The following is a 12022-nucleotide window of genomic DNA, read 5'->3' on the forward strand; positions in this document are numbered from 1 at the left end:
TCCCCGGGCCGGCCGCTTCGTCGCATTGATCACTTTCCCGAGATGCAGGAGCAACTCGGGTTCGGATACACGGTCACGGTCCGGGTGACGGTGACGGTCGCCCCCGGCTGGTCGGGCGGCGGGGTCGTCGGGTTGTTGGCGGGCGGTGTATTCGCCTGGCAATTGCCGAGGACGTTCAGCCGGAACACCTCCTTGCCGCCCACCGTCGCGGTGAGATCGCCGCGTACGCAGGTGCCGTTGACCTCCTGGGTCACCTGGCCCTTGATGCTGATGTCCTGGCCGTCCTTGGTCTCGCCCGTGCAGTCGACGGACGCCACGCTGTGGACGCTCGCCGAGGGAGTGGGTTCGCCCTTGTCGCCGTACGAGGCGGTGCAGGTGAGCCACTGCACGTCGATGCCCCGCTTCTCCAGCTCGCTCGTGCCCTTCTGGTCGGTGGTGATCGCGACGGCCGCGGTGTTCAGGCCGTCGCCCGGTTCACACGCGACCAGCGCGAACACGGCCGAGACGGCGGTCAGTGCGATCGCCGGGCCGCGGTGCCGTATACGCCTCAGTGCCCCCATGCACGGCAGCGTGCCACCACTGACGCCCCCGCGGTAGCCCCCATGCGGCCACGCTCACCCTCCCGGGGACGCGGCCCCCGAACCCCCGCGGCACGACTCACTGCCGACTGCGGGCCGACGAGGGCTGGCCGCGCAGTTCCCCGCGCCCCTGAGCGCCTGACGGCGCGGGGGTTCAGGGGCGCGGGGAACTGCGCAATCGTTGAGGCCCGCCCCCACCGCACCGTTCACTGTCGACTGCGCGCCGGTGGGGGCTGATCGCGCAGTTCCCCAACTCGCCGCACCGCGAACCCCGGACGGGCCGAGGTACCCAGGGGCGCGGGGAACTGCGCAATCACGTACGCCCACGCCCACCGGGCCCGCAGCCGGGCCGGTGCTACGACCAGCGCCCCGTCCGGCCCAGCAGCAGCGCCACCGCTGCCGTCCCCGCCGTGGACGTCCGCAACACGCTGCGTCCCAGCCGGCAGGCCCGCGCCCCGGCCTCGGTGAACGTCGCCAACTCCTCCGGGGAGACACCCCCTTCGGGCCCGACGACCAGCACGATCGACCCGGCGGCGGGCAACTCGACGGTGGCGAGGGGCTCACCGGGGTACCCCCGGTCCTCGTGCAGCACCGCAGCGAACTCCGCTTTGGCGAGAAACGCCGCAACCTGCTTCGTCGACATCGCGTCCGCGACCTCCGCGAACCGCACCCGCCGCGACTGCTTGCCCGCCTCACGCGCGGTCGCCCGCCACTTCGCCAGTGCCTTGAGCCCCCGCTCGCCCTTCCACTGCGTGATGCAACGCGACGCCGCCCAGGGGACGATCGCGTCGACGCCGGTCTCCGACATGGTCTCGACGGCGAGTTCACCCCGGTCGCCCTTGGGCAGCGCCTGCACGACGGTGATACGGGGCGCGGGCGGCGGCTCCTCGTGCACGACGTGGAGGTCCGCCACGACGAGCCGGTCCTTGCCCTCGGCCGTCATGACGACGCCCTCGGCCCAGCGGCCCCGCCCGTCGGTGAGGACGACGTCCTCACCGGTGTGCAGCCGTTTCACGGACACCGCGTGCCGCCCTTCGGGCCCGTCGAGCACGAACTGCGGCCCGCCGGGCACCTCGTCGACCACGAACACCGGCGCGGTCATCGCCCGACGCCCCCGCCCTGCTCGGCCGACAACGCTGTCCTGGCGGCGGCGAGTTCGGCGGCCAGCACCTCCACCAGCTGTCCGGCGGGCAGTTCGCGGGCGAGCCGGTGCCCCTGTCCCGCCCACAGCGCCATGCCCTGCGCGTCCCCCGCCTTGGCGGCGGCCTTGCGCAGCGCGGAGGTGAGGTGGTGCACCTCGGGATAGGCGGCGGGCGCGTACGGCCCGTGCTCGCGCATGAAGCGGTTCATCAGCCCGCGCGCGGGCCTGCCGGAGAACGCCCGCGTCAGCTGCGTACGCACGAAGAGGGGGTTGGTCAGCGCCTGCTTGTGGAGGGCGTTGGCCCCGGACTCGGGGGTGGCGAGGAAGGCGGTGCCGAGCTGGGCGGCGCTCGCGCCGGCGGCCAGCGCCGCGGCGATCTGGCTGCCGCGCATGATGCCGCCGGCCGCGACGATCGGGATCTGCACGGTCTCGCGGACCAGCGCGACGAGCGACAGCAGTCCGATGCCGGAGCCGTCCGTCTCCGGGTTGTCGCGGTGGGTGCCCTGGTGGCCGCCGGCCTCGACGCCCTGCACGATGACCGCGTCGGCGCCCGCCCACTGCACGGCCTGCGCCTCCTCGGCGGTGGTCGCGGTGACGAGGGTGAGCGTGCCGGCCCGGCTCAGGGAGTCCAGGACGTCACGGGTGGGGCAGCCGAAGTGGAAGGAGACGACCGGCACCGGGTTGTCGAGGAGGACGGCGAGCTTGGCGTCGTAGCCGTCGTCGCGTCCGCTGTCGGGGTCGCCCAGTTCGGTCTCGTACCAGGAGGACTCACCGGCGAGCTGGTGGGCGTACACCTCGACGGCCGACCGGTCGGCGTACTCGGGCTGCGGCATGAAGAGGTTCACGCCGAACGGCCTGCTGGTGGCCCCGCGCAGCTGCTTGATGTCCTGGTACATGCCGTCGGCGGTCTTGTAGCCGGCGGCGAGAAACCCGAGCCCTCCGGCTTCGGACACGGCCGCGGCGAGCTGCGGCACGGAGACGCCGCCCGCCATCGGGGCCTGCACGATCGGGAGAGGGAAAAGATCGGTCAGCGCGGAGGACATGACGGCATGTTGTCACGTCCTCCCTACAAGTCCGAATCCGGCCGTCCGCCGGGCATAAGCCACAGGAATCATCCTGTGGCACGCCCGGCGGTCACCAGCGGTTCGCCCGTCAGGTACGGCCGTTGAAGGCGTCCTTCAGCCGGGAGAACAAGCCCTGCTGACCGGGCTGGAACTGCCCGGTGGGCCGCTCCTCGCCGCGCATCTGGGCCAGCTCCCGCAGGACCCGCTCCATCTCGGGATCGAGTTTCGTGGGCGTCATGACCTCGACGTGCACGATGAGGTCGCCGCGTCCGCCGCCCCGCAGATGGGTGATGCCGCGCCCGTGCTTGGGGATCGACTGCCCGGACTGCGTCCCGGGGCGGATGTCGACCTCTTCGAGCCCGTCGAGCGTCTCCAGCGGGACCTTGGTGCCGAGTGCCGCCGCGGTCATCGGGATGGTGACCGTGCAGTGCAGATCGTCGCCGCGCCGCTGGAACATGTTGTGCGGCAGCTCGTGGATCTCCACGTACAGGTCGCCTGCGGGGCCGCCGCCGGGGCCGACCTCGCCCTCGCCCGCGAGCTGGATCCGGGTGCCGTTGTCGACACCGGCGGGGATCTTCACGGTCAGGGTCCGGCGCGAGCGCACCCGTCCGTCGCCCGCGCACTCGGGGCACGGCGTCGGGACGACCGTTCCGAAGCCCTGGCACTGGGGACACGGGCGGGACGTCATGACCTGGCCCAGGAAGGACCGCGTGACCTGGGACACCTCGCCGCGACCGCGGCACATGTCACAGGTCTGCGCGGACGTGCCGGGGGCCGCGCCCTCACCGCTGCAGGTGGTGCAGACGACGGCCGTGTCGACCTGGATGTCCTTCGTCGTGCCGAAGGCGGCCTCGTCGAGCTCTATCTCCAGCCGGATCATCGCGTCCTGGCCGCGCCGCGTGCGGGACCGGGGTCCACGCTGCGACGCCGTGCCGAAGAACGCGTCCATGATGTCCGAGAAGTTGCCGAAGCCGCCGGCTCCGAAGCCGCCCGCGCCACCGCCGCCCGCCTGGGACAGCGGGTCGCCGCCGAGGTCGTAGACCTGCTTCTTCTGCGGGTCCGACAACACCTCGTACGCGGCGTTGATCTCCTTGAAGCGCTCTTGCGTCTTCGGATCGGGATTGACGTCCGGGTGCAGCTCGCGGGCGAGCCGCCGGAATGCCTTCTTGATCTCGTCCTGGGACGCGTCGCGGCGCACGCCGAGTACGGCGTAGTAGTCCGTGGCCACTTACGACTCCGCCAGGATCTGTCCTACGTACCGTGCCACCGCTCGTACCGCTCCCATCGTTCCGGGGTAATCCATGCGCGTCGGTCCGACCACGCCGAGTTTGGCGACTGCTTCGCCGCCCGAACCGTAGCCGACCGAGACCACAGAAGTGGAGTTGAGTCCCTCATGGGCGTTCTCGTGACCGATCCGTACGGCCATGCCCGAATCGTTGACCTCGCCCAGGAGTTTGAGGAGCACGACCTGCTCCTCCAACGCTTCGAGCACCGGACGGATCATGAGGGGAAAATCATGTCCGAAGCGCGTCAGATTGGCGGTGCCGCCGATCATCAGCCGCTCCTCGGTCTCCTCGACAAGAGTCTCCAGGAGGGTGGAGAGCACGGTCGTGACCGTCCCCCGGTCCTCCGACTCGAAGGCGTCGGGGAGATCCTGCACCAGTTGGGGGACATCCGCGAAACGGCGCCCCGTGATCCGGCTGTTGAGCCGCGCGCGCAGATCTGCCACGGAGACCTCCCCGAAGGGGGCCGGGCAGTCCACCATGCGCTGCTCGACCCGCCCGGTGTCCGTGATCAGGACGAGCATGACGCGGGCCGGGGCCAGCGCGAGCAGCTCCACATGACGCACGGTCGAGCGGGTCAGTGACGGGTACTGGACGACGGCCACCTGGCGGGTGAGCTGTGCGAGGAGCCGCACGGTCCGCCCCACGACGTCGTCGAGGTCGACGGCACCGTCCAGGAAGTGATGGATCGCCCGCCGCTCGGGCGCGGTCATCGGCTTGACGCCCGCGAGCTTGTCTACGAAGAGGCGGTAGCCCTTGTCCGTGGGGATGCGCCCCGCACTGGTGTGCGGCTGCGCGATGTACCCCTCGTCCTCCAGGACCGCCATGTCGTTGCGGACGGTCGCCGGTGACACCCCCAGCCGGTGGCGCTCCGTGAGCGCCTTCGAGCCGACCGGCTCCTCCGTGCCCACGTAGTCCTGGACGATGGCGCGCAGCACTTCGAGCCTGCGTTCACTGAGCATCGCGCACACCTCCCGTGGTCTTCCGCGCGGTCATCGGTCGTCAGTCGGTCGTCATCGGCGGTGTCGCCTGGCACTCAGCGCGCGCGAGTGCCAGCATCCCCGCGCCAAGTGTACGGCCGGTGGGTACGGGCCGGGCAAGGGCGGGCCTGCGATGTCGTGACGCCGGGCACATCGGACAGGCGACGTGTACGAGGGTGTCCCGCTCTGTCGGGAACATGCAGGCGCGGCCGACGGGGTTAGCGTCGGCGCATGAACGTGACATGGGAAGGGTCCGGGCGCGACGGGACCGGCTGGGAGGAGCTGTCCCCGTACGCGGGGCGCTGCCGGCTCCCGGGGTGGGACTGCACGGCCGGGCTCGTGGTCGGCGAGGACGCGGCGCTCATGATCGACGCGGGATCGAGCGTGCGGGAGGGCGCGCGGCTGCGCACGCGGGCGCACGAGTTGCTCGGGGGCGGGCGCGTCACGCACCTCGCGCTCACGCATCCGCACTTCGACCATGTCTTCGGGGCGGCGGCGTTCACGGGGGCCGAGGTGTTCGCCGCGGCGGGCGCCGTGGGGGTCCCCCCGGTCGAGCGAGGCCGGGACTGGGGGAGGGTCCTGGGCGAGGGGCGGGAGGAACTGCTCGCGGACGCGGTGCGCAACGGCGCCGATCCCGCGGAGGCGGCCGAGGCGGCGGATCTCCTGGTGCGGCCCCGGCATCTCGTCTCCGGCGAGTGGACGCTCGACCTGGGCGGTGGCCGGCAGGTCCTGCTGGCGAACGTGGGCCCCGGGCACACCGGCCACGACCTCGCGGTCCTGGTCGCCGGGCCCGGTTCGCCTGAGATCGTCTTCTGCGGCGACCTGGTCGAGGAGTCCGGCGAACCCCAGGCCGGACCGGACGCCGTGCCCTCCCGGTGGCCCGCCGCGCTGGACCGCCTGCTGGCCCTCGGGGGCGAGGACGCGCTGTACGTGCCCGGGCACGGGGCGGTGGTGGACGCGACGTTCGTACGGGCCCAACGGGAGGCGCTGGCACGGCGTTTCGACGTGCCGTGAGTCGTGCCGCAAGTCCTGCCGCGAGCGCCGCTCCGGGGTGTCGGTGTACGTGCGGGGCCCGGGCTTCTCCTATCGTCATCCGAATGCGCCAGTACTCAGCGGATCTCACCCCTCCGTGGAAGAAGCCCAAGCCCGTGCCCGAGGTCGCGGCGGAGCCGGGGCTCGTGGTCGAGGAGCCCGGCACCGGGTTCTGCGGTGCCGTGATCCGCTGCGAGGCGGGGACGGTGACGCTGGAGGACCGCTTCGGCAAGCACCGGGTGTTCCCGCTGGAGCCACGCGGCTTCCTCCTGGAAGGGCGCGTGGTGACCCTCGTACGCCCGTCGGCCGCGCCGGTACGCCCCACGCGCACGGCGTCGGGATCGGTCGCCGTGCCCGGGGCGCGGGCCCGGGTGGCCCGTGCGGGACGCATCTACGTGGAGGGCCGCCACGACGCCGAACTCGTCGAGCGGGTCTGGGGCGACGACCTGCGCATCGAGGGCGTCGTCGTCGAGTACCTGGAGGGCATCGACGACCTGCCCGCCATCGTCGACGAGTTCGCCCCCGGGCCCGACGCGCGGCTCGGGGTCCTGGTCGACCACCTGGTCCCCGGCACGAAGGAATCGCGTATCGCGGAGGCCGTGACGAGCGAGTACGCGCTGGTCGTGGGCCACCCGTACATCGACGTCTGGGAGGCCGTGAAGCCGTCGTCCGTGGGCATCGCGGCCTGGCCGCGGGTGCCGCGCGGGCAGGACTGGAAGACGGGTGTCTGCCGGTCTCTGGGGTGGCCGGAAAACACGGGAGCGGCGTGGCAGCGGATCCTGGACTCGGTCCACTCGTACCGCGACCTCCAGCCGGAACTCCTGGGCCGAGTGGAAGAACTGATCGACTTCGTCACGGCCCCGGAGTAGAAACACTTCCCCCCTTTGTCCTCAAACGCCGGACGGGCTGAAAGATGCCTTTCAGCCCGTCCGGCGTTTGAGGACAAAGGGGGCGAGGGGCGCAGCCCCATGCGTGGACGGGAACGGGCAGGGGCGGCGGGGGCGGGGGAAAGCCCGCTAATCCACCAGGTCCCGGACCACCCCGTCCGCCAGCAACCGCCCCCGGAGGGTGAGCACGGCCCGCCCCTCCCCGAAGGGCCCCGCCTCCAACAACCCCCCAGCCAGCGCACGCGAAGCCGCCGCCAGCCCATCCGCCCGCAGCAGCGACAACGGACACCCCGTCACCAGCCGCAGCTCCAGCAGAATTCGCTCGACCCGCCGGTCCTCCTCGGACAGCAGCTCACGCCCGGCGCCGGGCGACCGCCCACCCGCCAACGCCCCCGCGTACGCGCCCGGATGCTTGACGTTCCACCACCGCACCCCGCCCACATGGCTGTGCGCCCCGGGCCCGGCCCCCCACCAGTCGGCCCCACGCCAGTACAGCTCGTTGTGGAGGCACCGCCCGGCCTCCGAGGTGGCCCAGTTGGAGACCTCGTACCAGGAGAACCCCGCCTGCGACAGTCGGTCCTCGGCCATCAGGTAGCGGTCCGCGTGGACGTCGTCGTCGGTCATCGGGACCTCGCCGCGCCGGATGCGCCGGGCGAGCTGCGTCCCCTCCTCGACGATCAGCGCGTACGCCGACACGTGGTCGGGCCCGGCGCCGATCGCCGCGTCGAGCGAGGCCCGCCAGTCGTCGTCGCTCTCGCCGGGGGTGCCGTAGATGAGGTCGAGGTTCACATGGTCGAAGCCGGCCGCGCGGGCCTCGGCGACGCAGGCCTCGGGCCGGCCGGGGGTGTGGGTGCGGTCGAGGATCTGCAGCACGTGCTTGCGCGCGCTCTGCATCCCGAAGGAGATCCGGTTGAACCCGCCGGCCCGGAGCGTGGCCAGATACCCGGGGTCCACCGACTCCGGATTCGCCTCCGTGGTGATCTCCGCGTCGTCCGCGAGCCCGAACTCGTCCCGGACGGCCCCCAGCATCCGTACGAGATCGTCGGCGGCCAGCAGGGTGGGCGTACCGCCGCCGACGAAGACCGTGCGGACGGGCCGCGGGTCGTCGCCGAGGACCTTGCGGGCGAGACGGACCTCGTCGATGAGGGTCGAGGCGTAGTTGTCGCGGGAGGCGAGCACGCCCCCCGAGCCGCGCAGCTCCGTCGCCGTGTACGTGTTGAAGTCGCAGTAGCCGCAGCGGGTCGCGCAGTACGGGACGTGGAGATAGAACCCGAGCGGGCGGTCGGCCGCGTCGGCGAGGGCGTGCGCGGGCAGCGCCCCGTCGTCGGGGACGGGCTCGCCGTCGGGGAGTGCGGAAGGCATGTCCTCCATTGTCCCGCACGCACGCAGGTGCCCCCTCCGCGCGGCCGGAGGGCCGTCACTCGGCCTGCAGCACCAGCAGCGCCAGGTCGTCCTCCGGCGGCTTTCCGCCGAACTCGTGCACCAGTCGGCGGATGCGCTCGGCGATCAGTTCGGCGTTCAGTCCGGCGCAGCCGGTGAGTGCGGCGGCGAGTCCGTCCTCGTCGTCGAACTGGCGGTGTCCGTTGCGGCGCTCCGTGACGCCGTCCGTGACGCACAGGATGCTGTCGCCGGGGCGCAGCTCGAAGGTCCCGCAGCCGTAGCTGGCGTCCTCGAAGACCCCGAGGAGGGTCTGCGGCTGGGCCACCTCGCGGACCTCTCCGGAGGGCTGGAGGAGCAGCGGCAGCGGGTGTCCGGCGGAGGCCAGGGTGCAGCGCACGCCGCCCTCGACGGGGACGAGCTCGCCGTAGAGGAGGGAGAGAAACCGGTTCTGCGGGCCCTCGTCGGGGAGCCCCCGGCCGCCTTCCGCCACCAGGGCGCGGGCCGCCGCGTCCGCGGTCTCGGTGGCGTCGTCGAGGAGGAGCTGGTTGAGCCGGTCCAGGACGTCCGGCACCGCGTACCCCTCGCGGGCCAGCAGGCGCAGCCAGGGCCGGGCGAGGCCGATGACGACGGCCGCCTCGGGGCCCTTGCCCTGGACGTCACCGAGGGCGAAGCACCAGCGTCCGTCGCCCGCGGGGAAGAGGTCGTAGAAGTCGCCGCTCGGGCCGCCCTTGTCGCAGGGCTCGTAGACGAGCGCGCTGCGCACCCCGGGGATCTCGGCGACCGCCCCGGGCAGCAGGCCGCGCTGCAGTACGCGGCTGATGGTGGCCTGGCGGGCGTACTGGCGGGCCGCCCCGATGGCCAGCGCGACGCGGCGGCTGAGGTCCTCGACGAGTCCGGTGATCTCGTCGGGGAAGTGGTCCTGTCCGGCCCGTCCGATGACGAGGGCGCCGAGCGGTCTGCCGCCCGCGATCAGCCGGAACGCGAGGGCCGATCCGTCCTCCGCCTTCGCGCCCAGGGCCTCGGCGGGCCAGGGCATCGGTACGGGCCCGGAGCGCGCCGACTCGGGCAGTTCGGGCGGGTCCTTCTCCAGCAGCCGGCGCAGCTCCTCCATGCGGTTCTCGCTGCCGTGCCAGACGCGGGCGAGGCGCGGTCCGCCGACGAGGCCTCCGTCGGAGCGGCCCGGTGCCTCGTCCTCCAGCCACACCGCGCACCAGTCGGCGAGCCGCGGCACGACCAGCTGTCCGGTGAGGGCGGCGACCAGGTCCTCGTCGAGCTGCCCGCCGAGCAGGTCGGAGGCCTCGGCGAGGAAGGAGAGGGCGCCGCGGTTGAGCCAGTCCTGGTCCTGGACGCTGCGCCGGGGTGCGGGGGCGAGGATCTCGGCGGCCCGCTGCCCGCGCCGCAGCGCGCGCTCGCCCTCGTAGGCCTCCGCCGCCTCGGCGGTCGGGATCGTCTCCGCGGGCAGCCGCGCCCACACGGTCTTGGTGCCGGTGCGGTACGTGATGCCCCATGCGTCGGAGAGCGCGGAGACGAGCCGCAGGCCACGGCCGTACTCGATGGCGTCGTACGGCCGCCCGGCACTGTCGTCCCGCACGACCCGCTCGGGATGATGATCGGACACTTCTATGACGAGAGCACGCTGACGCTCCACGACGGGCCCAGGGTCCCGGCTCCCACCGTTGCCCCCTGCGACGGCGCTTGCCACGGCGCTTGCCGCTGGGCTTGGCGGGGCGCTCGGCACGGCGCTCGGTGCGGGGACCGACGTGGGGGCCGGCGTGAGGGCCGGCGTGAGGGCCGGCGTGAGGGCCGGCGTGAGGGCCGGCGTGAGGGCCGGCGTGGGGCCCGGCCCGCTGTCCGGCACGGTCCCCGGCGCCGGGGCCGGCACAAGGCCGGACGTGCGGGCCGGCACGCTGTCCGGCGCAGCCTCCGGCACGACGTCCGACGCGTCCGACATGACGCCCGCCGCGCCGCCAGGAGCCGCCGCCTGCCGGAGCCCCGCGGCAGCCTCCGGCACGGCACCTGGTGCGAGGCCCGGCACAGGGCTGGGCGCGCCGTCCGACGTGGGGCCCGGTACGGCGTCCGGCACCACGCCGGGCGCAGTTCCCGCCGCGCCGCCCGACGCCGGGCCCGGTCCGCCGTCCGGCACGGCGCCGGGCGCCGAGCCCGACCCGTTGCCCGGCGCGTCGCCCGACCCGTTTACCGACTCCGTACCCGGCACCAGTACCCGTACCGTCGGCGCCGCCGTCAGAGGACCCGAGTCGCCCGGGATCCCCGCCGCGCAGTCCTCCGTGCAGTTGTCGAGGCGGCACAGCAGTTCCACGTCCGTGCCCGCGTGTACGACGGCGTTCGTGACCAGTTCACTGACGACCACCATCGCGTCCCCGACTAGCTGATCGGTGACCAACTCCGCGCCGGGCACGCCGAGTTCGGCCCAGCCCGCGAGCGTCGCGCGGACGAACCTGCGGGCCGCGCCCGGTGCGAGGGAGTTGCCCGGGAAGGATGTACGGGCCACCGTGTGCGGGCGTGCCACGTCCCCAGGAGCACGGGACGCTGACTCCCGTTGCGTCGGAATGGCCCCCACTGTGCGTCTCCCTGAGCAGTTCGGACGAATACGCCCCAAGCGATGCAGACAGAGTGACAGACTGGCTACGCCCATAAGCACCGAGTTACCGAAGTGGGCCTCCATGAGTGAGAACAGTGCTATGCATGTGCTCGGAGACGCACAGATTCGCGTATCGGATCTGCGCCCTCTCCTGGCCGCGATGACGTCCGCCCGGGACGGCGACTTCAGCAAGGTGCCCGAGACGACGGGGCACGGCATCGTGGCCGAGCTGGGCATGGTGTTCAACCAGATCGTGGACCGGAGTACGCACTTCAACGCGGAGGCCCAGCGCGTCCGCCGCGAGATCGTGCGGCACGGCCGGCTGGACGAGCGGCTCGCCGCGAGCCCGGGCCAGGGCCACTGGACGACCAGGATCAACGACGTGAACCAGCTGCTCGACGCCCTGGTGGCCCCGGCCGCCAACGCGACCCGGGTCCTGGACGCGGTGGCGGGCGGCGATCTGACCCAGCGGGTCGATCTGCACGACGGCAACCGGCAGCTGCGGGGCGATCTGCGCCGCCTCGGGCGGGCCGTCAACAAGATGGTCGATCAGCTGTCCCTCTTCACCGGTGAGGTGACCCGGGTCGCGCGTGAGGTCGGCACCGAGGGCCGGCTCGGCGGCCGGGCGAAGGTGACCGGTCTGTCGGGCAGTTGGCGGGACGTGACCGAGGCGGTCAACACGATGGCGTCCCGGCTGACCGCGCAGGTCCGTGACATCGCCCTGGTGACCACGGCGGTGGCGCGCGGCGATCTGACCCGCACGGTGACGGTCGAGGCGACCGGTGAGCTGCTCGAACTGAAGCTGACCGTGAACACGATGGTCGAACAGCTCTCCGCGTTCGCCGACGAGGTCACCCGCGTGGCGCGCGAGGTCGGCACGATGGGCGAGCTGGGCGGCCGGGCCCAGGTGCGCGGTGTGTCGGGGGTCTGGAAGGACCTCACCGACAACGTCAACTTCATGGCCTCGAACCTCACCTCCCAGGTCCGCAACATCGCCCAGGTGACCACGGCCGTCGCCAACGGCGATCTGAGTCAGAAGATCACCGTCAGCGCCCAGGGCGAGATCCTGGAGCTGAAG

The 12022-nt window shown here is 72.7% G+C and carries 10 protein-coding genes; 3 read left to right on the plus strand and 7 right to left on the minus strand.

Annotated features, from left to right (window positions below):
• Positions 1 to 29: 29 nt before the first annotated feature.
• The 5 genes from ACZ60E_RS31865 to hrcA form a co-directional block, all read right to left on the minus strand.
• A complete protein-coding gene (locus ACZ60E_RS31865; RefSeq protein ID WP_384814801.1) occupies positions 30 to 560 on the minus strand; it encodes a hypothetical protein in 531 nt (176 codons plus the stop codon).
• A gap of 373 nt (positions 561 to 933) precedes the next feature.
• A complete protein-coding gene (locus ACZ60E_RS31870) occupies positions 934 to 1680 on the minus strand; it encodes a 16S rRNA (uracil(1498)-N(3))-methyltransferase (RefSeq protein ID WP_384816573.1) in 747 nt (248 codons plus the stop codon).
• Positions 1677 to 2762, minus strand: a complete 1086-nt coding sequence (locus ACZ60E_RS31875; RefSeq protein ID WP_384816576.1) for a nitronate monooxygenase — start codon at positions 2760 to 2762, stop codon at positions 1677 to 1679. The genes ACZ60E_RS31870 and ACZ60E_RS31875 overlap by 4 nt, the downstream gene beginning before the upstream one ends.
• A gap of 109 nt (positions 2763 to 2871) precedes the next feature.
• Positions 2872 to 4011 (minus strand): molecular chaperone DnaJ, encoded by a 1140-nt coding sequence (gene dnaJ / locus ACZ60E_RS31880; protein ID WP_107016318.1) that lies wholly within the window; start codon positions 4009 to 4011, stop codon positions 2872 to 2874.
• Positions 4012 to 5028 carry a heat-inducible transcriptional repressor HrcA gene (gene hrcA / locus ACZ60E_RS31885; RefSeq protein ID WP_107016317.1) on the minus strand — a complete coding sequence of 339 codons (1017 nt, stop codon included), beginning with the start codon at positions 5026 to 5028 and terminating at the stop codon, positions 4012 to 4014.
• Positions 5029 to 5277: 249 nt separating this feature from the next.
• On the opposite strand from hrcA, the gene ACZ60E_RS31890 reads away from it, so the two are divergent.
• Complete coding sequence (locus tag ACZ60E_RS31890; RefSeq protein ID WP_469444914.1) at positions 5278 to 6060, plus strand: MBL fold metallo-hydrolase; 783 nt, start codon at positions 5278 to 5280, stop codon at positions 6058 to 6060.
• A gap of 83 nt (positions 6061 to 6143) precedes the next feature.
• Complete coding sequence (locus tag ACZ60E_RS31895; protein WP_384816582.1) at positions 6144 to 6947, plus strand: DUF3097 domain-containing protein; 804 nt, start codon at positions 6144 to 6146, stop codon at positions 6945 to 6947.
• A 147-nt stretch (positions 6948 to 7094) separates the two neighbouring features.
• On the opposite strand, the gene hemW is transcribed toward ACZ60E_RS31895, so the two are convergent.
• Both hemW and ACZ60E_RS31905 read right to left on the minus strand, forming a co-directional pair.
• Positions 7095 to 8327, minus strand: a complete 1233-nt coding sequence (hemW, locus tag ACZ60E_RS31900) for a radical SAM family heme chaperone HemW (protein WP_384816236.1) — start codon at positions 8325 to 8327, stop codon at positions 7095 to 7097.
• A 55-nt stretch (positions 8328 to 8382) separates the two neighbouring features.
• Positions 8383 to 10296 (minus strand): SpoIIE family protein phosphatase, encoded by a 1914-nt coding sequence (locus ACZ60E_RS31905; protein WP_469444985.1) that lies wholly within the window; start codon positions 10294 to 10296, stop codon positions 8383 to 8385.
• Between the two features lie 808 nt (positions 10297 to 11104).
• On the opposite strand from ACZ60E_RS31905, the gene ACZ60E_RS31910 reads away from it, so the two are divergent.
• On the plus strand, positions 11105 to 12022 hold a 918-nt coding region (locus tag ACZ60E_RS31910), incomplete at its 3' end, for a HAMP domain-containing protein (RefSeq protein ID WP_453793838.1).

Source organism: Streptomyces sp. NPDC102514, assembly GCF_055584525.1.